Source organism: Prosthecobacter sp. (assembly GCF_044222565.1).
Classification (GTDB): Bacteria; Verrucomicrobiota; Verrucomicrobiia; order Verrucomicrobiales; family Verrucomicrobiaceae; genus Prosthecobacter.
In genome coordinates this window covers 284,004-307,943 of sequence record NZ_JBGANA010000004.1, presented here as the reverse complement: position 1 = coordinate 307,943, position 23,940 = coordinate 284,004, and the positions used below count along the sequence as shown (strand labels likewise).

Genomic DNA, 23,940 nt, shown 5'->3' with positions numbered 1-23,940 from the left:
AGAGAAGACAGATTTCATCACCTCCTGATTTAGTTTTATTCAACCGCACGCCATGCGACTCGCCCTTTTGCCGCTGCTTTTTGCGAGCAGTGTTCTTGCTGAGAAACCCGCGCTGTATTTTGACGGCCCGGAGATCGTGAAACTGGACTGGAACACGTCGAGTCCACGTGCGGCGGACTTTAATGGCGATGGGCTGACGGATCTGGCGATCGTGAATGGCTCGCGGGCGCGGATCGAGTTTCTGCTGCAGCGGAAGGAGGGGGTGAAGACGGGCGAGCCTGAGAAGACGGCGCGCGCGGACCGGTGGAACCCGATTCTGGAGGCGTCCCGGTTTGAGAAGCAGCCGCTGGTGATCGGGCATGCGGCGATGGCGCTGGTGGCGGGGGATTGGAACGGGGACAAGAAGGCGGACATCGCCTACATCACGGAAGAGGCCAAGCTGGTGCTGCGGATGCAGGACGAAAAGGGAGCATGGACGACGAAGAAGGAGTTTACGCTGGACTCCACGAATGATGACACGGAGACGCTGGTGGCGCGGGATCTGAATGGAGACGGGCGCGATGACCTGGCGCTGCTGACGAACACCCGGCTGATGGTGCTGCTGCAAAAGAAGCCCGGGGAATGGGCGGAGCCGCAGAACCATGCGCTGGGAGAAGGTGAATGCGCGGGGCTGGGGTGCTGTGACCTGAATGGGGACGGGCTGGCGGATCTTTTTTACACAGCACCGGAGGGGGACGCGCTGCTGGTGCGGCTGCAGCATGAGGGGACGACTTTTGGAGAGGAGTGGCGGCTGGAGATCGAGGCGTCCAGGCACTGGCTGCATGGGATCCGGCTGGGGGAGAAGAAGAACGGCGTGGTGTGGATCCAGAACGAGACGAACATGGTGGAGGTGGCGCGGCTGGTGCAGGGAAAGGCGGAGCCGAACAGCGACCGGGCGGCGACGATCCGCTATGCGATGCCGCCGACGGAGTCGAAGAACGGCGCGGTGGCGCATGGGGACCTGACGGGGGACGGGAATGCGGATGTGGTGATGTCCGAGCCGAAGGCGGCACGGGCGTGGTTGTTTGAAGGGAACGCGGACGGGAGCTTCAAGGAAGGGCGCGAATTTCCGCTGCTGAGCGGTGTGGAGGCGCTGGTGATCGCGGATGTGGATGGGGACAAGAAGGCGGAGCTGGTGGTGCTGAGCCCGGGCGAGCAGTCGATCGGTGTGGCGCACTGGCAGGAGAACCGGCTGCAGTATCCGGAGGTGGCCTATCAGGCGAAGGAGGGCGAGACGCTGCTGACGCTGACGACGGATGCGGGGATTCTGTGCGTGAGCGAGATCAAGTCGAAGCCACAGCTGATCACGCTGAAGAAGACGGCAGGGGCGAAGGGATTTACGGCGAGCACGCAGGAGCTGACGGTAAAGACGGGGCGGATCAACGGCATCCGGGTGGTGGATGCGAACCAGGACGGGCGCGGGGATCTGGCGCTGTTTTCGAACCTGGGTCCGCTGCAGCTGCTGCTGAGCACGACGGACGCGAAGGCGCCGTACAAGCGGGTGGAGGGGATTCCCGATTCGTTTGTGAACAAGCTGGCGCCGGCGGCGCTGAGCACGGGTGATTTGGATGGCGACGGGAAGGACGAGATCGTGATCGCGCATCAGCAGCTGGCGCGAGCCTTCAAGGTGGATGCGGAGGGGAAGGCGCAGATCGTGGAGCAGTTCAACGCGCCGGATGCGGCGGCGGAACTGCACAGCGCGCTGGTGACGCGGAAGGATGGCAAGGTGACGGTGATGCTGCTGGATGCGGCGCACAGCAAGCTGCATGAACTGACGGCGGGTGAGGACAAGGTGTACCGGACGGACCACTCGCATGCACTGCCGGTGATGACGCCCGAACAGTGCGTGCTGACGAACGTGGCGAAGAGCACGAAGCTGCTGCTGCTGGGCAAGACGAGCTTTCAACTGGCGCCGCTGGATGGGGCGACGCTGAAGCTGGAGACGGTGGCGACGTTTGACAGCGAGCTGAAGGACACGGCGGCCTCAGATTTGGTGGCGGCGTCTTTTTCAGGAGAGGATGTGGATGACATCGCGCTGCTGGACTCGGCGAAGAGCCGGGTGGTGGAGATCTTTCAGCCGGCGGCAGGGCAGAAATGGGAGAGTGCGATGTATTTCCGGGTGTTTGAAACGGATCCGCATTTCCGGGGGAAGACGGGGCTGGAGCATGAGCCGCATGATTATGGGGCGATGGATCTGAACGGGGACGGGCGGCTGGACCTGTGCCTGCTGACGCATGACCGGGTGCTGCTCTATGTGCGGAAGAAGTAGGAGGAGGAGCGGGCGATGAAGTCCTGGGACCACGGGGACCAGAGCAGCCAGGAAACAGTCGTGAGGCAGGCGCCGAACCAGATTAGGAGGCGGCAGGCCATGGGCTTTGCCAAGACAAACTTGAACGCGGCGAGGGAAAGGGGCCACAGGGCCACCAGAACATAGGAGAACCCCTTTGATATGGGGAAGCCCGAGAGAAGCAGTGCTGCCGTCCAAACCAGCAGGAGCAGCTCGACGAAGAGCAGCAACGCGTGGCAGAAGCCCAGCAAGTCTTCCAGCCAGTCGGGGGTCAGCGCCACCTTTCCAATGGTCGGCATGGTGTTCAGCCGGAAATGGTCCAGCCTTTGGGGCGGGAGGTTGCGGGAATAAGCGGCCTGAAAGGTCTTTTCATCCACCAGGAGGCCGGAAAAGGAACTTTCGTCAAAGGGCACCACGATTTCCTTGGCATCGTGCCAGTCGGGATTGAACTGGGACTGGCGGGATTTGAGCGGCTTTTTCGCCGGAGGCTGCTCCTCGGCAGTTTCCTCCGTGGGAAGGCACAGTCTTTCGATGGAGATGTTGTTGGGGCTCAGCGCCAAAGCGGAATGATGGGAGCCGATGTGTGCCTGTTCAATTCTGCGTTTCATTCTGCGGAAGTTTCTTTATAATTGAACTCGGCAGCTCATGTAAATGAGACAGGCGTTGCGTGCATGCAGACAAAGGTCATGATCTGGAGTCATGGTGGGGCATGACCCGAAGTGCGGAGGCTGGGCGGAGCGGGCGGGCGAGAAGCCAGCTTGCCTAGGCGGAGCTTCGCGGCATCATGCCTGGCAACGCATGAAACGCCTTTACCGCAACGCCCAGATCGCCAGCGAAGACAGTCCGAAGCTCCAGACAGCCGATGTGCTGGTGGAGGGGGAACGGATCATTGGGGTGGCGGCTGGGATGACGGGGGTGGAGGGTGTGGAGGTGATTGACTGCACGGGGCGGATTTTGCTGCCGGGGCTGTTTGATGTGCATGTGCATGCGCGCGAGCCGGGGCAGGAGGACAAGGAGAACATCGCGACGTGCGCGGAGGCGGCGATCAATGGCGGGGTGACGGGGTTTGTGATGATGCCGAACACGACGCCGGCGATCGACAATGCGGGGGTGGTGCGCAGTGTGCTGGAGAGTGCGCGGCGGACGCGCATTGGGGCTGGCATTTATACTTCTGGGGCGATCACAAAGGGAAGAAAGGGCGAGGAGCTGGCGGGGATCGCGGGGATGAAGGCGGCGGGGTGTGTGATGCTGACGGATGACGGCTATGCGGTGGACAATCCGCAGGTGCTGCGACGAGCGATGGAGTATGCGCGTGATTTTGACATTCCCCTGGCAAGCCACTGCGAGGTGAAGGCGCTGAGCGGCAAGGGGTGCATGCACGAGGGCAAGATCAGCTACGCGCTGGGGCTGCCGGGCATCCCGAGCATCAGCGAAGAGATCTGCATTTCACGGGACATCCGGCTTGCGGAATACACGAGAGTGCACCTGAACATCCAGCATGTGACGACGGCCGAGGGGATGAGCACGATCAAGCGGGCGAAGGATCGGGGCATCCGCGTGACGTGCGAGGTGGCGCCGCACCACCTGATGTTCAACCATGAGCACATCGGGGATTACGACACGAATTTTAAGATGAACCCGCCGCTGCGCACGCCGGAGGACAATGCGGCGCTGCTGCAGGGGCTGAAGGACGGGTGGTTTGACGTGATCGCGACGGATCATGCGCCGCACACGCCGTTTGAGAAGAACCAGGATTTTGCGAGCGCGCCGTTTGGGATCACTGGATTGGAGACGGCACTGGTGTCGCTGTATGATCGCTACATCGCGAAGGGGATTCTGGACTGGGGGCTGATCGTGAAGCGCTACAGCGCGGAGCCAAGGCGGATGATGAAGCTGGAGCCGGTGCCGGTGAAGGAGGGGGGCGTGGCGGAGTTTGTGGTGTTCAATCCCGCCCGGAGCACGACTTTCAGCCGTGAGTTTATGAAGTCGAAGAGTGTGAACACGCCGTTTCTGGACCAGACGCTGCAGGGGATGGTGGAGCGGGTGGTGTATCGGGGGGAGGAGCTGGTGGCGAGGTAGGTAAGAGGGGGCGATGGGTGTGGAGGGGGCGGTGCTTGTTCCGCAGGAACAAGGCTGCTTTTTTTGACGCTGCGGTGGCTCAGCTCAGCCCAGCTTGAGCTCGCGGGCCTTGAGGGCGGCACCGGTGCGGTCCGGGACCTGGAGTTTGTCCAGGATGCGGGTCATGTGATTTTTGACCGTGCCTTCCGTGATGTTCAAGGCGGCGGCGATCTCCTTGTTGCACATGCCACGGACGAGATGGCGGAGGATGTCCACCTCCCGCTGGGAAAGGAGGCTGGCAAGACGGCGCTCCTCGGGGGACGGGGCGCTGGACTGGGAGAGTCGGTTGAACTCTGCCACGACCTGGGTGGCCACCGAAGGCTGGAGATAGGTCTGCCCTGCGGCGACGATCTTGATGGCCTCCACCAACTGGGAGGACGGGGTGTTTTTGAGGACGTAGCCGGCGGCACCCGCGCGGAGTGCGTCAAACACGTCCTCCTCCTGATCGAAGGTGGAGAGCACCAGCACGCGTGTCTCAGGATGGGAGGCGCGAATGCGCCGGGTGGCCTCCACGCCACTCATCAGGGGCATGCGGAGGTCCATCAGCACGACCTGGGGCAGGTGCCGGGCAGTCAAGAGCAAGGCTTCCTCTCCATTGGCGGCTTCCGCGACGACGTCCACACTGCTGTCGAGCGTGAGGAGGGTGTGAATGGCCTCACGAAACAAGGACTGGTCATCGACGAGAAGAGTCCTGATGGGTGCGGGTGCGTTCATACGATCATGCGGGGATCATCATGCGGCAGCAGCCTCCGCCGCGCTGACCGGTTCCTGCGAAAAACTCACCATTGAGCAAGGTGGCGCGCTCGCGCAGGCCTTTCAGACCATGGCTGCTCTCCGGGATCTGACTGAAGCCGCGGCCATTGTCCGCCACACTGAGGACGACGTGGGTATGCGCAGTGAAATCGAGATGCACGGTGATCTCCGAGGCTCCGGCATGGCGGCAGGCGTTGGTGATGCCCTCCTGGGCGCAGCGATACAGCGAGATCTCCACCAAGGAAGGCAGGGAACGGGATTTTCCGGACTGCTGCAAGGCGAGCTTCAGGCCGGGGCGCTCAGCGCTGGTGATGAGAGAGGTGAGGGACTCGGCCAAGGTGCGCTGATCTTGGGGGATGGCACGGAGGGAGAACACTGAACGGCGGATTTCCGCCAGGCCTTCCCGGCTGGCACGCTGAGCCTTTTGGATCGATTCCAGCGCACGGGAGGAATTATGAGAAAGCAAAGCCTCCGCAGCCTCCAGCTGCGCCCCGACCACAGTGAGGCTGTGGCCGACTGAATCATGAATGTCCCGCGCGAGGCGGTTGCGCTCCTGCTCCACGGCGAGGACGGCGGCCTGGTCTGCCTGGAGCTCGAGCCGGGCATTGGCAGAACGCAGCTCCGCGGCGAGACGAGCGGTGTTCATGCGCTGCCTGGAGGCCTGGGTCATGGCAAAACTGCAGCCCATGATGAAAACGCTGGTGGAGATCTGGCCGAACATCCAAAACACGGCGTGATGAGGCCCCTGCACGATGTATTCACGAGCGGTGGAAATGACGAGGGTGATGAGGAGCACCAAGATCATGTGCCTGCGGCGGCGCAAAAGGACGCCGGCAAATCCAGCAACGGGCATCCAAAACCACTGCTGCATGCCGATGGGGTTGAAGGAGCCGGACAGATGGGTGCAGGCGAGAGCGAAGAGGATCTGCAGAGCCAGAATGCAGGCGATCTGGCGCCCGTCATGAGAGACCTCCTGTTTCGGACGGTCCTCCTGATAAAGATCTGAGAGCACTCGTTTGAGGAGAAAGAAATTGCCCAAAAAGATGAGCAACCCACAGGCGATGAGCATGGAGGCCCGGGAAGCCATGCCTGCGTGAATCAGCAGCCAGCCAATCCAGGCGACGGGGGTGAGACTGATCCAAGCGAGGATGGCGCCCGCGACCCATACCATCCACGCAGCCGAAAGATATTTGCCTTCCAAATGAACACGCCCCTTCTTCATCTCTTCTTGGTTGAATGATCTAGACGCCGTGAGAGAAACCATGCAAAGGCCTTATTCCACAGATTTGTCTTATAAGCGACTATTCGTATGACGGCATGACTTTAGTCATATTTACGGAACCGGACGGGGAGTATCGCGGGACGAGACAATGAGGACTGCCGCAGGGGTTCCGGAGGGTGTTAATCGTGCTTGAAGTGGGGGGCAGTCAGGGCTTGAAAGTGGATGCCATGTCCGACCTCAAAGAATACCTCTCCCAGCGCTGCCAGTATGTGGACGATGCGCTGAACCGTCTGATCCCGAATGCGGAGACGCGGCCAACGACGCTGCACCGGGCGATGAGGCACAGCATGTTTGCGGGTGGGAAGCGGCTGAGGCCGATCCTGTGCCTGGCGGCGGCGGAGGCCTGTGGCGGGAAGATGGAGGACGCGATCTTCAATGCATGCGCGGTGGAGTGCCTGCACACGTACTCGCTGATTCATGATGACCTGCCCTGCATGGATGATGATGACATGCGGCGCGGGGTACCGACCTGCCACAAGGTCTATGGCGAGGCGATGGCGCTGCTGGCGGGCGACGCGCTGCAGGCGCTGGCGTTTGAACTGGTGACGAAGACGCCGATAACGGCGCGACACCCGAGCGCGGTGATGGTGCTGGAGCTGGCGCGGACGGCGGGCAGCCTGCACCTGGTGGGCGGGCAGGTGGCGGATCTGGAAGGCGAGGGAAAGAAACTGGGGCTGGAGGATCTGCGCTTCATTCATGAAGGCAAGACGGCGGCGCTGCTGACGACAAGCGTGAAGCTGGGCGGGATGAGCGCTGACGCGAGCGCAGAGCAGATGAAGGGACTGCACGAGTTTGGCATGGCCACGGGGCTGGCATTCCAGATCATTGATGACATCCTGGATGTGACGCAGACGAGCGAGAAGCTGGGGAAGAGCGCGGGGAAGGATGTGGCGGCGGAGAAGAGCACGTACCCGGCGCTGATGGGGCTGGAGGCGTCACGCGCGGAGGCGCAGCGGCTGACAGAGGCGTCCCACCGGGCGCTGGATGTGTTTGGAGAAACGGGGGGGCATCTGCGGCAGCTGGCGGATTATCTGCTGAGCCGGGATTATTGAGGCGGGGCGGTGAAGGGTGAGGGCGCTTGGATGTGCTGGGAGCCGCACTCGGAGAGTGCGGACCACTTCGCGGTGAACGGACGGGAGCGGTGGGGGGATGGAAAGTGATGAAGAATGGATTGATGGGACGAGGGAGTGGTGGCAGAGGATGGGCGCGAGGATTTCCAAGGTTTCACTCCTTCAAGGCTTTCATGTGATTCGGCGCGGCTGGATCGAGGGCGAGTTCGAGCAGGAGGACGAGGACGATTTTTTACACCGCTGCTTTTGAATGATGAACTGGCTTACTGAACATACGCTGCTGCCCGGGGATGGGTGGCTGCTGGTACTGGCTGCGCTAGGGGCGATGTGCATCGGGATGTCGAAGGCGGGGCTGTCGGGGACATCGACGCTGAATGTGGTGCTGATGGCGCAGATTTTTGGGGCGAAGCAGTCGGTGGGGGTGATCCTGCCGATGCTGATCGCGGCGGATTTCATGGGGTACATCATCAATCGCAAGGGCGGGAGCTGGCGGCGGATCGTGCCGATGGTGCCGCCGGCGATTGCGGGGGTGATCGTGGGATGGCTGCTGCTGGGAAAGTTTGACAACACGATGGCGCGGGTGGTGATCGGGTGGATCATCATTGTGCTGCTGATTTTCAACTGGGTGCTGAACAAGCGGCGGCAGGATTTTTTAAAGCTGACGGAGCACCAGGTCTTTACGTGGACGATGGGATTTCTGGCGGGGGTGGTGACGATGCTGGCGAATGCGGCGGGGCCGGTGATGACGGTGTACCTGCTGGCGCAACATTTGGAGAAGAAGGAGCACCTGGGGGTGTTCAGCCGGTTCTTCCTTTTTATTAATTTGTTCAAGGTGCCGTTCAGCGTGCAACTGGACATCATCAATCCGAGGTCGCTGATGACGAATGTGATGCTGATGCCGGCGGTGGTGCTGGGGGTGGTGCTGGGGTGGTGGATTTTGAAGCGGCTGCCGCAGAAGGTGTTTGAGAATGTGCTGTTCTGGCTGACGGCGTTTGCGGCGGTGTGGCTGATCAGAGGGTGAGGGGAGGAGGGGGCAGAAGGGGAAGAAAGGGGAGTTTACGGTGGTTTACGATTGTTGACAGTGGTTGACGGTTGTTGGCCGGAGGGTGGTGGGTGTGGAGAGGGTGGTAGAGCGAACGGGGCGGTGAGGGGATTGAAAACTGGGAACTGAAAACTGAGAATTTTAAATTGGCCGGAAGGGACGAGGGGCGCGGGCGACATCGAAAGCGCCATGCCGGAGGATGGTGGGGCAGATGAGAGATTGTGTGTCACCGCTACGCGGTTCCACGGGAGAAAGAGATGGGTGTGGCAGTTACCGTGGGCTGGCGCCCACGGCTACGATTGTGACAGCCCTACGGGCTTGCGGAAATGGATGCGCGAGAAGGACGTGGAGCTGCGGAGGGAGGGGTGATTGACGGCGTTTGGCAAAACGGATTTTGGGGACAGCGTGGGCGTTGGATGACTCGACGGTTGCTTGAGGACAAGCAGCCCTGCCAGAGCTGAACAGCCTTCATGGAGTGGTGACACATTTGGCGGATTAATAATTTGTAGAGGGTCTTGTCAGGGGAGGAGTCTGCAATAGGCTTTTGGTTCCATGAAGCCTGTATTGATTGCCCTCTTTTTCACGTCGCTCGCATCTGCTGCTGATTTTCCGGCGCTGTATAACAGTGAGCCGGGGAATCCGACGCCGATGGCGGCGGGGGAGGCGCTGAAGGCGCTGAAGCTGCCGGAGGGATTTAAGGCGACGCTGTTTGCGGCGGAGCCGGATGTGCAGAACCCGATCGGGATTAGCTGGGATGCGAAGGGGCGGATGTGGGTGGCGGAGAATTATACGTATGCGGAGAGATCGAAGCGGTTTGAGCTGGGGCTGAAGGACCGGGTGATTATTCTCGAAGACAAGGACTGGGACGGGGTGGCGGAGACGCGGAAGGTCTTTACCGAGGATGTGCAGATGCTAACGAGCGTGGAGGTGGGCCGTGATGGTGTGTGGCTGATGTGTCCGCCGCAGGTGCTGTTCATCGCAGATCGGAATCATGATGATGTGCCGGATGGCGAGCCGGAAGTGGTGCTGGATGGGTTTACGGTGGCGCGGGACAACTACCATAATTTTGCGAACGGGCTGCGCTTTGGCCAGGATGGCTGGCTGTATGGACGCTGCGGGCACTCATGCCCGGGCAGGCTGGGGGTGCCTGGGACGCCGGATGAGAAGCGGGTGCCGATGAAGGGGGGGATCTGGCGGTTCCACCCGGAGAAGAAGATCGTGGAAGTGCTGACGCATGGGACGACGAACCCGTGGGGACATGACTGGGATGCGAACGGGGAGATGTTTTTCATCAACACGGTGACGGGGCATCTCTGGCACCTGATGCACGGGGCGCACCTGATGGATTCGAGCAAGGAGAACCCGTTTGTGTATGAGAAGCTGGATACGATCGCGGATCATTACCACTATGACCGGAGCGGGAGCTGGACGGCCTCGCGTGATGGAAAGGCGAACAGCCTGGGTGGAGGGCATGCGCACATTGGCATGATGATTTATCAAGGGGAGCAGTGGCCGGAGAAGTATCGGGGCAAGCTTTTCACGCTGAACATGCACGGACGGCGGGCGAATGTGGAACGGCTGGAGCGCAACGGGAGCGGCTATGTGGGGCGCCATGAGCCGGATGTGTTTCTGAGTGATGATCCGTGGTTCCGTGGGATCGAGATCAGCACGGGGCCGGATGGAAGCGGGTTCATTCTGGACTGGAGTGACACGGGGGAGTGCCACGAGTCCACGGGGGTGCACCGCACGAGCGGGAGGATTTTCCGCGTGAGCTATGGTGAGGCGAAGAAGGCGGAGGTGCCGTTTGCGTGGAGGAAGGCGTGGCCGAAGGGGGATCTGACCTCCGCGGATGAGCATGCACGTGCGCTGGCGATCCGGGATCTGACGCAGTTCTCGCCGCTGGATGCGATCTATGGGCCGATGAAGGGCGCGGTCTATCCCGAGCTGGGATTTGATGCGGTGAGGATGGCGAAGGAGGAGAAGTCGAGCTTTGTGAGGCTGACGCTGGCTTCGACTTTGATGCGCATGCCGGTAAGCAAGCGGGCGGAGCTGGGGGCGGCGCTGCTGGCGCATGCGGAGGATGCGAACGACCCCTTCCTGCCGTATCTGGTATGGTATGGCATTTCGCCTCTGGCGAAGGAGGACCCGATGGCGCTTGTGAAGCTGGCGAAGGACTGCACGTGGCCGAAGACGCTGAAGTGGATGGTGCGCAGCCTGGCGACGCAGCCGGAGGCGCTGAATGCGGTGCTGGCGCAGGCGAAGGCGGAGCAGAGCGCGGTGATCCTGGAAGGGATGGCGGAGGGGTTCAAGGGCATCCGGAAGGCGGGGAAGCCGGAAGCCTGGGATGGGTTTGTGGCACTGGTGGCGAAGAATGCGGGTTCAGAACGAGCTAAAGCCGGCACTGCCGTACACGAGCCGGCCGGAGCGGAGATGAGTGCTCCGCAGATGATTCAGGAGCTGAGTGTTTTGTTTGGGGATGGAAGGGCGCTGGATGATGTGAAGAAGATCGCGCTGGATGAGAAGGCGGATGTGGGGGCGCGGGAGGCGGCACTGAAGACGCTGATCGAGAACAAGCCGGACGATCTGCGGGAGATTTGCACGAAGCTGCTTGATGTGCGGCTGCTGAACATTGTGGCGGTGCGGGGACTGGCGCTGTTCAGCGATCCGGAGATCGGGGAGAAGCTGGCGGGGAGTTATCGGAAGTTTGGGGCGACGGAGAGACCGGCGGTGATCGACACGCTGGTGTCGAGGCCGGCGTTTGCGAGGGCGCTGCTGAAGGACATGAAGGCGGGGAAGATTCCGAGGGCGGACCTGAGCGCGTTTCATGCGCGGCAGATCGCGGCGTTTAAGGATGAGGCGCTGAGCAAGGAGCTGGTGGAGGCGTGGGGGGAGCTGCGGGAGTCGGCGGCGGACAAGAAGGAGCTGATCGAGAAGGTGAAGAAGCAGCTGACGCCTGATGTGCTGGCGAAGGCGAACCTGAGCCAGGGGCGGGTGCTGTTCACGGCGATCTGCGGGGCATGCCATACGATGTACGGGCAGGGCGGGAAGATCGGGCCGGACCTGACGGGCTCGGGGCGGGCAAACCTGGACTATCTGCTGGAGAACATAGCGGACCCGAGCGGGGTGGTGAGCGCGGACTACCGGATGAGCCTGCTGACGCACAAGGACGGGCGGGTGCTGAGCGGGGTGGTGACGGAGTCGAACGCGCGGACGATCACGCTGCGGACGATGACGGAGACAATGACGCTGGAGAAGGCGGACATCGTGAAACAGGAGACGTCTCCGCTTTCCATGATGCCGGAGGGGCTGCTGCTGGCGTTTGGTCCGGAGCAGGTGCGCGATTTGATTGCCTACCTGATGCATCCGGTGCAGGTTCCGCTGCCGAAAGCGCCATGAGCAACTCCGCCCCCAACCGCAAATTTCAGTTTGGCCACGGCTGGCTGCTGTTCTTTGGCATGGTGGCGCTGCTGGTGTTCAGCAAGAACAGCCGGGTGGTGGTGAAGACGATGATGGAGCGGGTGAAGGAGCAGGCGACGCGGATGAACACGGAGTACGAGGGGCTGAAATCGACCCTGGCCAAGAAGAAGCAGGAGGACCAATGAAGGCGTCCGGCCATTTACTCAGGGTATTTTAAGACAATCTTTGTTTGGCAGCGGCGGGTTCGACTGCTGTATTTCCGGAATGTCACAAGGAACCCTTCTCATCACCGGCGGCGCAGGATACATTGGCTCACACACGGTTCGTCATCTGCTGGAGCAGAACGAACGGGTGGTGGTCCTGGACAATCTGGTGTTCGGGCACCGTGAGGCCCTGCCCCTGGACCGGGTGACCTTGGTGGAAGGGGACATGGCGGACGCCGGGCTGGTGGAGAAACTTTTTGCCGAACACAAGCCCGAGGCGGTGCTGCACTTCGCGGCGTTTGCGTATGTGGGCGAGTCGGTGACGGATCCGCTGAAGTATTACCGCAACAATCTGGCAGCGCCGCTGACGCTGCTGGAAACAATGCAGCGGCATGGATGCAAGCGGTTCATCTTTTCCTCCACCTGCGCGAGCTATGGCGACCCGGTGCGGATCCCGATCGATGAGACTCATCCGCAGGCGCCGGTGAATCCTTATGGGGCGAGCAAGTGGATGCTGGAGCGGGTGCTGCGCGACTGCGGGACTGCGTGGGGATTGAAGTCAGTGTTTCTGCGTTACTTCAATGCGAGCGGGTGCCACCCGAGCGGAGAAATCGGCGAGGATCACAATCCGGAGACGCATTTGATCCCCCGCATCCTGATGGCCGCCACGGGGGAGATCGAGAACATCACCGTGTTTGGGACGGACTACGCGACGCCAGACGGGACGTGCATCCGTGACTACATCCATGTGTGCGATCTCGCGTCCGCGCATGCGCTGGCGTTGAGCTATCTGCGCAAAGGTGGCGAGACGATCGCCGTGAATCTGGGCACTGGCCGGGGCTTCAGCGTGAAGGAAATCATCTCCACGGCAGAAGCTGTCACGGGGAAAAAGATTTCGGTCATTTATGGACCCCGCCGCGCGGGAGACCCCTCAGAATTAGTCGCGGAACCTAAACTTGCTAAAGAAATGCTACAATGGCAGGCGGTCCATACGGACCCGAGGGATCACATTGAATCTGCGTGGAAGTGGATGAATGGAGAACGCCGCGGACGATACGGAGCGTGAGACTCCCGCAGTGAAAAAGGAACTTCCAGGGTCATTCCGGCACGGTGCAAGAACTCCAGAAAACATCCTCCCCGAACCGAACATACATCAGGTATTTCTTTATTATAGGATACACACCATCTTAAAACAGAGGCTATTGACTCGGCAGCAAAAGGATCGCATAGAGAACCCCGTCTGCCCTTTTCAGTTTGAACGGTTATCACTTAGGGCTGTCACACAAATGCTTTGGGTCGATTCTTCACAGATTTTATGAGGGTTCTCGTTTACCTGCTTGGTTGCATTATTGCGTATTATGGCAATAACGTGCTCCATGCCGTGGAGCTCGTCGGACAGCCGCAGACCACTGCCACGGCAAGCAGCGCGACCATTCAATGGCACACGGATGTGGCATGTGGCACGCGAGTGCAGTATGGCCTGAGCCCCACGGCCCTGAACCAGAAAGCGGAAGGGGTGGTGACGACCGAGCACAAGCTCCTGCTGAACGAACTGAAGCCCGGCACCACGTATTACTTCAGCGTGGGCAGCGCGCGGGTGCGACTGGGAGAGGGGAGCTTTACCACCGCGGGTGCAGCGCCTGCAGCCGAGGCGGCACCGTCCCTGATACGGCGGGTACTGAATATCATCACCCCGGACAAAAAGGCGGCACCCGCCACGGCGGTGAGCGAACAGGCCCCGGCCACGCGGATGACCTGGGCGCACTATGAGTCGTTACAGGATCATTTTGAACGACATGGGCGCGATTTTTCCAGCAAGTCGCCGGATGACTATGCGGCGAAGGCGTGGCTGTTTCTGCAGCGTGCGCGGGCAGAAAGTCTGCCGATGAAGCTGGACGATACGGACGGAACGCTGCGCATCTTCGATCCCAAGACAGGAGCGTTCGCCGCGTACACCAAGGCGGGCATGACCAAGACCTTTTTCAAGCCAGACAGTCCGAGCTACTGGCAGCGCCAGCCTGGACGCGCAGTGAAGCCTGCCGACCTACGCTTATCCTCCCGCTGACAGTAATGAGCCGAAAATCTTCCAAAAAACCAACCATGAAACTAACCTCCAACTTCTGCCCCGTTTGCGGCTATGACAAACTTGCGGAACCGCCACGCAATCGCACCGGCGGAGCCTCGATGGAAATCTGCGCGTGCTGCGGATTCCAATTTGGCGTAACTGACGATGACAAAGGAATCAGCATTGACGACTACCGCCAAAAATGGATTGCCGAAGGCATGCCGTGGACCAGCGCCGGAAAGAAAGCGCCGAAGGGCTGGAACCCACAGACACAACTGGGATCTCTGGCACTGCGCGCCACACTGAGCCGTGTGAAGGGGCGCCCGCCACGCATGAGCCTGGGGAGCCCGCAAACGGCGTAGGAGTGGCAGCGCAGCTGACCAGAACGGCTTTCTGAGTAGAAAGCCGGCGGACGTTCGACGGAGCTTGGGGACAAGCCTGCCTGTCGGGCGAGGGTCAGGCTGCGCCTTTGAGGAGGCTGAGGGCGTGGACGCGGGCGCTCTCGGTGCTGCCGCCGAGCATGCGGGCGAGTTCATTGACGCGATGGTCCGCGCTGACTTCCTGGATCTGAGAACGTGTGATGTTGCCGGTGATTTCCTTGGTGACGACAAAGTGGCTTTTGGCGAGTGAAGCGACCTGCGGGAAGTGGGTGATGGCGATGACCTGATGGGTGGCGCCGAGAGCGGCCATCTTGCGACCGACGGCTTCGGCGATGTTGCCGCCGACGTTGGCGTCGATTTCATCGAAGACGAGGAGCGGGACGGCATCCTGCTTGGCGAGGGCGCTCTTAACCGCGAGGAGGACGCGGGACATTTCACCGCTGGAGGCGGTGAGGCGGAGGGGTTTGGAGGGCTCGCCGGGATTGGGAGCGAAGTGGAAGTCCACTTCTTCGAGGCCGTTGTGTCCGGGAGATGGGAGGACCGCGAGCTGGGCCTCGAACACGCTGCGTTTGAAGCCGAGATCGGTAAGGTGGGCGGCGACTTCTTTGGCGAGCCTGGGAGCGGCGTCGTTGCGCTTTTTGGAGATCTGTTTGCCGAGCTTGAGGACATCGGCTTCGCGGTCTTTAACGAGCTTTTGGAGGCGGGCGATTTCTTCGCCGCGGTTTTCCATCTTCGCGAGCTTGCGCTCGGTTTCGGCGAGGAATTCCAAAATCTCGGCGATGGTGCGGCCGTATTTGCGCTTGAGGGTCTGGATGGTGTGGATGCGGCTTTCGAGCTTGTCGAGCTCTGCGCCGTCGATCTCGAGGTCGTCCGCGTAGTCCTGCACGCTGCTTTCGAGTTCGGTGAGCTCGATCTGGGCGGACTTGAAGCCTTCGAACAGGGAGGCGGTGGAGGGGTCGATTTTTTCGAGCTCGTGAATGCTGCGGCTGAGCTCACGGAGGCCATCGATGATGCTCCCCTCCCCTTCGCTGAGGCGGCTGGTGATGCTGCCGCAGAGCTCGGCGAGGCGTGCGCCATTGGCGGCGATGCGGTGGCGGGATTCGATTTCCTCCTCTTCGCCGGGCTTGAGATGGGCGGCGGCGATTTCGTTGGCCTGGAACTTCAGCATGTCGATCTGCTGGCTGCTGGCGCGCTCGGAGTTTTCGAGGTCATCAAGCTCGGTGGCGGCGGCGCGCCAGAGCTTCCAGGCGTCCTGGTATTTGGCGAGGGTGTCTTCGATGCCGGCGGATTTGTCGAGCATCTCGAGCTGGCGCTCGCGGGAATTGAGGGACTGGTGATCGTGGGGGCCGTGGAGATCGACGAGGAACTCGCCGAGGCTTTTGAGGACCTGGATGGTGACAGGGGAGCAGTTGACGAACTGTTTGTTGGCGCCGGAGGCGCTGATGGTGCGCTTGATGAGGAGCTCGCCGTCCTGGCAGGGGTCTAGTCCGGCGTCTTGGAGGACGGCATCGATGGCACGGGTGTCCTTGAGGTGGAATCCAGCCTCGACGGTGCAGGCGTCCTGGCCATTGCGGATGAGGGCACGGTCGGCGCGCTCGCCGAGGATGAGTTTGAGGGCGCCGACGATGATGGATTTGCCCGCGCCGGTTTCCCCCGTGACGCCGATCAAACCGGCCGCCAAGTCCCAGGTCACGTCTTCAACGAGGGCGAGATTGCGGATTTTGAGGAAGGAAAGCATGGGTTGGGAAATGGTGGGCAAACGAACATGTACCATGCTTGGAGCATTTCAACTGCGGGAAGGTGAAGTTGCGATCAGGTTTACGTGTGAAGGGGGGCAAGAGCAGTTCTCGGTTTTCGGTTAGCTTTGGATGAGGAGGGAATATTTGTGGGCGTGTGTCACGGCTGGCATTCCATTGGGAAGCGGAAGAGATGGATGACTTGTGCGGGGGCTTGCGCCAAGGGTGGGGTTCTTCAACCTGTAATGACGAGCCAGCCCAATATGAATAAACTGCTGCCGGGGCACGATGTGCTGTGGCTGGTGCTGGATTCGCTGCGGCATGACGTGGCGGTGGCGGAGTGGGAGGGCGGGCGCACGCCGAACCTGGCGCGGCTGACGGGGCCAGGGGGCTGGGAGAAGAGGCACACGCCGGGAAGCTTTACGTTTCCGGCCCATCAGGCCTTCTTTGCGGGATTTCTGCCGACACCCGCCGATCCGGAGGCAAGCCGTGAGCGGCTGTTTGCGGCGCGGTTTGCGGGGAGTGAGACAACGGGAGGCGGCACGAAGGTGTTTGAAGAGGCCAATGTGATCGCCGGTCTGCGAGCCGAGGGATATCATACCATGTGCATCGGCGGGGTGGGGTTTTTCAACCAGCAGACCGCGCTGAGCCGAGTGCTGACGGACCTTTTTGATGAGAGCCACTGGTGCACGGAGTTTGGGGTGACGTGCCGGGAGTCGCCGGTGAACCAGTTTCGTTTTGCGGCGGGACGTGTGGGAGAAGTGGCAGCGGACAAGCCGCTGTGCTGCTTCATCAATGTGTCAGCGCTGCATCAGCCGAACTATTTTTACTGCCGTGAGTCGGGACCGGATGATCTTGAGAGTCATGCGGCGGCATTGCGAGCGGTAGATGAGGCACTGCCGGTGCTCATGGAGGCGTTTCAGCGGCGTTGCAGGCCGGTGTTTCACATCACCTGCTCGGACCATGGGACGGCGTATGGGGAAGAGGGTTTTACGGGACATCGCATGGCGGTGCCCGCGGTATGGGATGTGCCGTATGCGCATGGGGTGGTGGATTTGAGAGAATGGGAGGAGAAGGCATGACAGACATCCGAGAGCAGGTGCGCGAAGGCGGATTGTTTCAGGGCTATGCGTACGGGTATCCGCACAAGATGGCATATCGCGCGCTGAGCCCGGCGGTACCACTGAGGGAGGCATGGGCGGAGGAGCCGAAGGATGCGCTCTTTCTGTATGCGCATGTGCCGTTTTGCAGCGTGCGCTGCGGGTTCTGCAATCTTTTCACGGTGACGGGTCAAGGGGCGGCGAAAAATCGTGTCATCAGCTATCTTGATTCACTGGAGCGGCAGGTGGAGACGCTGCAGGCGTCGCTGGGTACTGAGGCGAGAGTGGCGCGTGTGGCGATCGGAGGAGGGACGCCGACTTTTCTGACGACGAGCGAGCTGGGGCGACTGTTCGATTTGCTGGGCAGCTTTCAACGAACGAATGCGGATGTGCCGTTGGCGGTGGAGATGTCTCCGGACAGCGTGGATGCAGAGAAGCTGGCCCTTCTTCGAGAAAGAGGTGTGACGCGGGCGAGCGTGGGGGTGCAGAGTTTTGTGGAAAAAGACACGCGTGCGCTGGGCAGGCCGCAAAAAGCAGCGGACGTGGAGAGAGCGCTGACAGCGATGAGCGATGCACGTTTTCCAGTGAGGAACCTGGATCTGATCTATGGGGTGGAAGGGCAGACCTGGGAGGACTGGCAGGCATCGTTGCAGGCGGCATTGCGGCATGAGCCAGAGGAGATCTTTCTTTACCCACTTTATGTGAGACCACTCACGGGGCTGGGGCGGAAGGACAAACGGCCGACGGATGCGCGGGAGGAGCTGTACCGGCGCGGGCGCGATTTTCTGCTGTCTGAAGGCTACACGCAGATCTCGATGCGGCTGTTTCGTTCAGCGAAGCATCCGGGTGAATGTGATGTGCATTACTGCTGCCAGGAGGATGGAATGGTGGGACTGGGCGCAGGGGCGAGGTCTTATACACGGGCGCTGCATTACTCGAAGGAATGGGCGGTGGGCCGAAACAGTGTGCAGGAGATTTTGGACCATTATTCAGCGACGCAAGATCATGGGCTGGCCACGTACGGGGCGACGCTGGATCTCGGTGACCAGAAGAGGCGCTATGTGATCAAAAGCATCCTGCGAGCAAGGGGCCTGGAACTGGCGGCTTACAAAAGCATGTTCCAGAGTGCTGCGATGGAAGATTTCCCGCAGCTCCACATGCTGACCGAGCATGGAGCGGCGGTGCTGACGGAAACGCATCTGCAGCCGACGCAACTGGGGCTGGAATGGAGCGACGTGATCGGGCCATGGCTCTATTCCGCGCAGGTGAAAGAGGCCATTGCCGCATTTGAACTCCGATGATGAATCCGCGCTGGTCCATTCTCTACCGAGGTCCGCTTTCGAGCTGCAACTATGGCTGCGACTACTGCCCATTTGCGAAAACGCGAAACACAAGGGCGGAGCTGGCGCATGATGCCGAGTGCCTGAAGCGATTCTGTGACTGGGTGGAATCACGACCTGAGCAGATTGGCTTTCTTTTCACGCCGTGGGGAGAGGCGATGATTCACCGGCACTATCAGGAGGCACTGTGCCGGCTGAGCCACATGGCGAATGTGTGGCGGGTGGCTGTGCAGACGAATCTGGCTTTTCCGGTGGAGTCGCTCAGCGGGTGTAAGCGCGAGACGGCCGCGCTGTGGACGACGTACCATCCGACTGAGACAACCATTCCGCGTTTTACGGCGAAATGCGCGGCGCTGAGGGAGGCGGGGATCCGCCACAGTGTGGGGATCGTGGGAAAACGGGAAGCTTTTGATGACATCCATGCCCTGAGGGCGGCGCTGCCGAAGGAAACGTATCTATGGATCAATGCGTGGAAGCGCGAGAAGGATTATTACTCACAGGAGGAGCTCGCGATGCTGCGCGGCATTGATCCGCACTTTGATTTTAATGTGGTGCCGCATGCGAGCCTGGGAAGGGCGTGCAGGGCCGGCCATTCGGCGTTTACGGTGGATGGCAGCGGCGACGCACGAAGGTGCCATTTTATTCCAACCGTCATCGGCAACATTTACGATGCGAATTTTGCACAGGCGCTGCTGCCACGGCCATGCAGCATCGGCGAATGCCGCTGCCACATTGGCTACGTAAGCCTGGAGCATCTGCGTCTTGAGACCGTGTATGGAGACGGCGTCCTGGAGAGGATTCCGCTAAATTTTGGCTTTTCCTCGATGGCCTCGAAGGCTTAAATCCGCTCATGCCTGGCAAGTATTTAAGCCGCAAGTCCACACCGCAAACCTGGAGGCAGGGGGATGTGTTTATCATCGCCACTGACGAACTGCCGAAAGAACTGAAGGCCCGCCCGCCTGTGCTGGCCGAGGGAGAAGTGACGGGACATGCGCACCGAATCAAGGCGGGCACAAGGGCCCAGGTGCTGGCGGATGCCAGCGGAGGATTGTTTCTCGATGTGGAGGACGCCGAGGCGACCATTCTGCACGAAGAGCACGGCCCGGTGACGGTGCCGCGTGGACAATACCTGGTGCGCATTCAGCGAGAATATCATCCAAAGGAAATCCGCCGCGTGATCGACTGAAGCGCATGAAGATGGAGAAAAAATATGAACTGCTGGCCCTGCTGGAGAGCGGGAAGAGCGCGCCCGAGAAATTTGAAACCTCGCTGCTGGATCTGACGGGCTTCAGCGACACGTCCCGGCTGCCAGCGGAAATCCGGTGCCACACGCTGATCTGGAAAAACTCCTCCATCACCGAGCTGCCCGAAGGACTGGAGGTGCGCCACAAGCTGGATCTGAGCGGATCCAGCCAGCTGGAGAAGCTGCCGGCCGGACTGAGTGTCTCGGTGCTGGCTTTGAACAACTGCACCCGGCTGGAAGCGCTGCCAGAAAACCTGAGGGTGGATTTCCTGACACTGGACGGGTGTGTGGGGCTCAAGCACTGGCCTGAGACTGCGAAGGTGAGCATCGGAACACTTTCCGCGCGAGGCTGCACCGGACTGGCCAGGCTGCCAGATGGGTTGGGACCGCTGACGACGCTGAATCTGCGAGACTGCGCCCGCGTGGAGCATCTGCCCGAGGGCATGCAGGTGCGGGCGTGGGTGGACATAGGCGGCACCCAAATCGAAGGACTGCCAAAGTCCATGGCGGGCACCGGGCTCAGATGGCGCGGTGTGAGCGTGACACCGCAGATCGCCTTTTTCCCGGAGACGCTGAAATCCGCGGACGCTCTCAATGAAAGCAACGCGGAGGTGAGGCGGGTGATGATCGAACGCATCGGGTTCGAGCGCTTCCTGCAGGAATGCAACGCCCGAGTGCTGCATGAAGACAGGGACCCGGGCGGACCGCGCCAGCTGCTGCAGGTGGAGCTGGCGAGTGATGAGCCGCTGGTGTGCGTGTCTGTGAGGTGCCCTTCCACGGGGCGGCACTATCTGATCCGGGTGCCGCCGACGATGCGGACGTGCCACCAAGCGGTGGCGTGGACGGCGGGCTTTGACAATCCGGACGACTATGTGCCGGTGGTGGAGACGTGAGCGACCTCCCAGTCGTAGGTGTCGCGGCCTTCATGGAGGACGCCGGGGAGGAGATCGCCGAAGGCATTGACTTCGAGGACGTGGGGGAGGTGTTTGTGGGCATCGATGAGGACATCGACACCGCCGTAGAGTGAGCGGGGGAAGCAGGCCATGGCGTGCTCTGCCTGAGCGCACATGGCGGTGAAGGCGGCCGCGCCGAGATGCGCGCGGAGATCCTCAGCAGAGGCACGGCGCGCGCCGAACTGGAGATTGGTGAAAGGTCCCTCCGACAAGCGAGCAACAACATGACGCGCCCTGCCGGCAATGACGACAATGCGCACGTCAAAGCGCCGCCCCTGCCAGCCCGACTTGGGCACCCATACTTCCGCGTGGGAGTGATGACGGCACACGGCGTCCACGAGGCGGCGGATATCGCGGAGGTTCTCATAGCGGGTGATGGCGCGCCAGTTGTGAAGGAGGGTGCCGTGCGGTCCGCCGGGACTCATCTTCGCGGTGGAAAAAGCCTGCATGCGACCGGCGGAGCGCTCCAAAGCGACGGTGCCGGAGGCGGAGGAGCCGTGGCAGAGCTTGAGAAAGACGCGGTTTTTTCCGGCGGCATCCATACGGGCCAGCAGATCGTCAAAATCGCGAGGAACGCCGAGCGCGGGTGGCACACGGACGCCGGCAGCGTACAGGCGCGCGTGACAGGCGGCCTTGTCATTCATGACGGTGATGTCAGCAGGGTGCTGCATCCAGCGCACGTTTTGAAAATGATCGTCCAACTGACGGAGGGCGTGGCAAAAGCCCTGATGGTACTGATGAGAGGCGATGATGCGACCGGGGTCTTCCGCGAGGTCTTCCGTGTTAATTTCAAGCCAGTCATGCCGGACGTGAGTGAGACCGCGGGCGAGCAATGCTTTTTCGACCGGCCAGTTTTTCCCTGGGGAGTCGATGCGGACGATCAAGCCCTCCTGGGATGGAGGGAGAGAACTGCCGTTTAAAAAATCGATCCAAGCCAGACTGTCTGGGAACTGACCCGTGCGCTCCAACACCGCGCCTGTGAACGAAACAGCGCGCGGTGACTCCGGATTCCAGAGGCAGAAGAAGGGCATGTGTTACTCGCCCACGGCTACGAAGGGGCCGTACTCTCCCAAGTCCTGCTTTTCTGAGAGATTCACGCCAGGGAAAGCGGCCTTGAGCTGGCTCATGCCCTCGGCAGTGCAGTAATGATGGTGCAAATCCAAGGATCTGAGGCGCATCAAATCCGGGCATTTGGTCAAGTGCGCCGCACCTTCATCCGTGAGGGTGCCGAGAGAAAGATCGAGACTCTGAATGCGGCTCATGATGGGCGCGGACACGAGAGCCTCGGCGATTTGATCGACGATGATCGAGTCACGCAGGCCCAAGTGTTTCAAGCCGGGGAACAAGGCGCCATCGAGCAGGGGCTTGAGGTCCGCGATGCTGCCGTCCCAGCCGTATTCGTCTGTGCCGAGCCAGAGCTCGAGTTTTTCGAGCTTCGGAAGATCCATGCTGAAGACTTCTGCGAGGACGGTGCGGGGAAGGCCGCCGGTCTCAATGGTGAGCGATTCCAGAGAAGCGAGCTGCATTTTGCCGCCGAGGCTCAGGCCGCTGCCGCCACGAACGCTGAAGTGTTTCAACGCGGGATAGGCGGAGAAGAGAGGTGAGACGTCGGTCTGATTGATCCACGACATTTCATTTTCCTCGCTGATGATGTCGCCAAAGAAAATGGCGGTGAGATTTGGCAAAGCGTGTCGCGCGCCGACGAGGAGCTGAACGATTTCGGTGCTGTCGTTCCCCGAATCGTCTCCGAACCATGCGCCGATGACGATGGCAGTGGTTTTGGCCGCGGCGGGATCGGCGGTGAAGGCCGCGAACAGTTCCGCCATGGAGTGCTCAGGCTCATAGTCGATGCGGAAGCGGTAGGTAACGCCGTCTTTGACAGGATTTCCAGGAGCGTAGTCGTCAACGGGAGAACCAAGCCAGGAGGAGAGATTTTCTGAAATCATGGTGCGCGATTCTGACGGGTTCGCACGATCTGGCAAGCAGACTTATGGTCACGACCGCGGAGATCTGCCGCTCCAGGCTTTGAAGGCGCGGGAGAAGTGGGCGGCGGATTTGTAGCCGAGTTCGGCGGCGACGGCTTTTACCAAGGCGTCGGGCTGGCGAAGTTTGATGGCGGCTTGGGAGAGTTTCAAGCGGGTGAGGCAGGCGAGAGGGGTCTCGGTATCATAGCGCTGGAAGAGGCGGGTGAAGTAGGCGGCGGAAACGTGGCAGGCTTTGGCGGCCTGCTCGATACTGCTGAGGACGGGGTAGTTCCGCAGGAGGTGGCCGCGGCAGCGAAGGTAGGTGGCGTAGGCGGGATCGATGGGGGTGGTAGCGGACTGGCGGGAGTCGGCACAGAGGACGAGGGCGTGCTCGAGAGCTGAACAGGCGGCGCGGAGGCCGAAGCGGCCGCCGCGGAGGGCGTGGTCGATGACTTCTTCGAGCAAGGAGATGACGCGGGAGGCATCGGTGACTCGGAGGACGGTGCCGGGAGAGAGGTCAAGATCGCGCATCAACTGCACGGCGCGGGCGCCGGTGAAATTGAAGAAGTATTTTACCATGGGCTCTTCGGCGGAGCTGCGGATGACCTGAGGTGTGGTGGAGTCGAAGATGAAGGCGTGGCCGGGCTCGATGGGGTGGGTTTGATCGGCGAGGGTGACGCTGCCGTTTCCTTTGGAGACGAACTCGAAGGCGAGGAAGGGAAAGGCTTTGCGATCGACGATGAAATCCGGAGCGCACCACTCACAGCCGCCGCCGACGAGGCAGAGGGTGGAGGCATGGCGCTGGCGGTCCTCCCACTCGGGGAGGAAGAAGCGGCGGGTGCGGACGACTTGGGTGGAGAAGTAGTCCGCCTGGTCGGTGGCGGGCATGGCTGGGTGAGAGGATCAACGGATGCGAAGGAGTGGAATCTTGCTGCGAAGGGTCAAGAA

21 protein-coding genes are annotated in these 23,940 nt (G+C 61.2%); 14 read left to right on the top strand and 7 right to left on the bottom strand.

The window, feature by feature from the left end:
• Positions 1 to 52 precede the first annotated feature (52 nt).
• Positions 53 to 2,308, top strand: coding sequence for an FG-GAP repeat domain-containing protein (locus ACILSR_RS07840; RefSeq protein WP_395749190.1), 2,256 nt, complete (start codon positions 53 to 55; stop codon positions 2,306 to 2,308).
• On the opposite strand, the gene ACILSR_RS07835 is transcribed toward ACILSR_RS07840, so the two are convergent.
• Positions 2,290 to 2,934, bottom strand: coding sequence for a hypothetical protein (locus ACILSR_RS07835; RefSeq protein WP_395749189.1), 645 nt, complete (start codon positions 2,932 to 2,934; stop codon positions 2,290 to 2,292). The two genes, ACILSR_RS07840 and ACILSR_RS07835, sit on opposite strands and share 19 nt — an antisense overlap.
• 190 nt (positions 2,935 to 3,124) lie before the next feature.
• On the opposite strand from ACILSR_RS07835, the gene ACILSR_RS07830 reads away from it, so the two are divergent.
• On the top strand, positions 3,125 to 4,405 hold the full coding sequence (locus ACILSR_RS07830) for a dihydroorotase (RefSeq protein WP_395749188.1): 1,281 nt from the start codon (positions 3,125 to 3,127) through the stop codon (positions 4,403 to 4,405).
• 84 nt (positions 4,406 to 4,489) lie between these two features.
• Here ACILSR_RS07830 and ACILSR_RS07825 read toward each other — a convergent pair whose 3' ends face one another.
• Positions 4,490 to 5,158 (bottom strand): response regulator, encoded by a 669-nt coding sequence (locus ACILSR_RS07825; RefSeq protein WP_395749187.1) that lies wholly within the window; start codon positions 5,156 to 5,158, stop codon positions 4,490 to 4,492.
• Positions 5,159 to 5,162: 4 nt separating this feature from the next.
• Positions 5,163 to 6,461: a sensor histidine kinase gene (locus ACILSR_RS07820; RefSeq protein WP_395749186.1), complete on the bottom strand. Its 1,299-nt coding sequence runs from the start codon at positions 6,459 to 6,461 to the stop codon at positions 5,163 to 5,165.
• Positions 6,462 to 6,646: 185 nt separating this feature from the next.
• On the opposite strand from ACILSR_RS07820, the gene ACILSR_RS07815 reads away from it, so the two are divergent.
• The 7 genes from ACILSR_RS07815 (at position 6,647) to ACILSR_RS07785 (ending at position 14,638) form a co-directional block, all read left to right on the top strand.
• Entirely contained in the window at positions 6,647 to 7,531 is an 885-nt protein-coding gene (locus tag ACILSR_RS07815; RefSeq protein ID WP_395749185.1) for a polyprenyl synthetase family protein, read from the top strand.
• A gap of 268 nt (positions 7,532 to 7,799) precedes the next feature.
• A complete protein-coding gene (locus ACILSR_RS07810; protein ID WP_395749184.1) occupies positions 7,800 to 8,570 on the top strand; it encodes a sulfite exporter TauE/SafE family protein in 771 nt (256 codons plus the stop codon).
• Positions 8,571 to 9,143: 573 nt separating this feature from the next.
• Positions 9,144 to 11,987, top strand: a complete 2,844-nt coding sequence (locus ACILSR_RS07805) for a PVC-type heme-binding CxxCH protein (protein ID WP_395749183.1) — start codon at positions 9,144 to 9,146, stop codon at positions 11,985 to 11,987.
• The gene (locus ACILSR_RS07800; protein ID WP_395749182.1) at positions 11,984 to 12,193 is read left to right on the top strand and encodes a hypothetical protein; all 210 of its coding nucleotides are present in this window, start codon (positions 11,984 to 11,986) and stop codon (positions 12,191 to 12,193) included. The genes ACILSR_RS07805 and ACILSR_RS07800 overlap by 4 nt, the downstream gene beginning before the upstream one ends.
• Positions 12,194 to 12,272: 79 nt before the next feature.
• Complete coding sequence (galE, locus tag ACILSR_RS07795) at positions 12,273 to 13,277, top strand: UDP-glucose 4-epimerase GalE (protein WP_395749181.1); 1,005 nt, start codon at positions 12,273 to 12,275, stop codon at positions 13,275 to 13,277.
• Between the two features lie 249 nt (positions 13,278 to 13,526).
• Positions 13,527 to 14,276 (top strand): fibronectin type III domain-containing protein, encoded by a 750-nt coding sequence (locus tag ACILSR_RS07790; RefSeq protein ID WP_395749180.1) that lies wholly within the window; start codon positions 13,527 to 13,529, stop codon positions 14,274 to 14,276.
• 35 nt (positions 14,277 to 14,311) lie between these two features.
• Positions 14,312 to 14,638, top strand: a complete 327-nt coding sequence (locus tag ACILSR_RS07785) for a hypothetical protein (protein ID WP_395749179.1) — start codon at positions 14,312 to 14,314, stop codon at positions 14,636 to 14,638.
• A gap of 94 nt (positions 14,639 to 14,732) precedes the next feature.
• Here the strand turns inward: ACILSR_RS07785 and recN are convergent, their stop codons facing one another.
• Positions 14,733 to 16,394, bottom strand: a complete 1,662-nt coding sequence (gene recN, locus ACILSR_RS07780; RefSeq protein ID WP_395749178.1) for a DNA repair protein RecN — start codon at positions 16,392 to 16,394, stop codon at positions 14,733 to 14,735.
• A 261-nt stretch (positions 16,395 to 16,655) separates the two neighbouring features.
• On the opposite strand from recN, the gene ACILSR_RS07775 reads away from it, so the two are divergent.
• The 5 genes from ACILSR_RS07775 to ACILSR_RS07755 are packed head-to-tail and all read left to right on the top strand — an operon-like array spanning position 16,656 to position 20,968.
• A complete protein-coding gene (locus tag ACILSR_RS07775) occupies positions 16,656 to 17,474 on the top strand; it encodes an STM4013/SEN3800 family hydrolase (protein WP_395749177.1) in 819 nt (272 codons plus the stop codon).
• Positions 17,471 to 18,793, top strand: coding sequence for an STM4012 family radical SAM protein (locus ACILSR_RS07770; RefSeq protein WP_395749176.1), 1,323 nt, complete (start codon positions 17,471 to 17,473; stop codon positions 18,791 to 18,793). The genes ACILSR_RS07775 and ACILSR_RS07770 overlap by 4 nt, the downstream gene beginning before the upstream one ends.
• Positions 18,790 to 19,674 (top strand): STM4011 family radical SAM protein, encoded by an 885-nt coding sequence (locus ACILSR_RS07765; protein ID WP_395749175.1) that lies wholly within the window; start codon positions 18,790 to 18,792, stop codon positions 19,672 to 19,674. The genes ACILSR_RS07770 and ACILSR_RS07765 overlap by 4 nt, the downstream gene beginning before the upstream one ends.
• A gap of 8 nt (positions 19,675 to 19,682) precedes the next feature.
• Positions 19,683 to 20,018 (top strand): hypothetical protein, encoded by a 336-nt coding sequence (locus tag ACILSR_RS07760; RefSeq protein ID WP_395749174.1) that lies wholly within the window; start codon positions 19,683 to 19,685, stop codon positions 20,016 to 20,018.
• Positions 20,019 to 20,029: 11 nt separating this feature from the next.
• Positions 20,030 to 20,968: a DUF6745 domain-containing protein gene (locus ACILSR_RS07755; RefSeq protein ID WP_395749173.1), complete on the top strand. Its 939-nt coding sequence runs from the start codon at positions 20,030 to 20,032 to the stop codon at positions 20,966 to 20,968.
• Here ACILSR_RS07755 and ACILSR_RS07750 read toward each other — a convergent pair.
• From ACILSR_RS07750 to ACILSR_RS07740, 3 genes are read right to left on the bottom strand one after another with little or no spacing between them, the layout of a single operon-like run.
• On the bottom strand, positions 20,944 to 22,059 hold the full coding sequence (locus ACILSR_RS07750; protein WP_395749172.1) for an STM4014 family protein: 1,116 nt from the start codon (positions 22,057 to 22,059) through the stop codon (positions 20,944 to 20,946). The genes ACILSR_RS07755 and ACILSR_RS07750 overlap by 25 nt on opposite strands.
• Before the next feature lie 3 nt (positions 22,060 to 22,062).
• A complete protein-coding gene (locus tag ACILSR_RS07745; protein ID WP_395749171.1) occupies positions 22,063 to 22,974 on the bottom strand; it encodes an STM4015 family protein in 912 nt (303 codons plus the stop codon).
• Between the two features lie 48 nt (positions 22,975 to 23,022).
• A complete protein-coding gene (locus tag ACILSR_RS07740) occupies positions 23,023 to 23,880 on the bottom strand; it encodes an AraC family transcriptional regulator (protein ID WP_395749170.1) in 858 nt (285 codons plus the stop codon).
• Between the last annotated feature and the right edge of the window lie 60 nt (positions 23,881 to 23,940).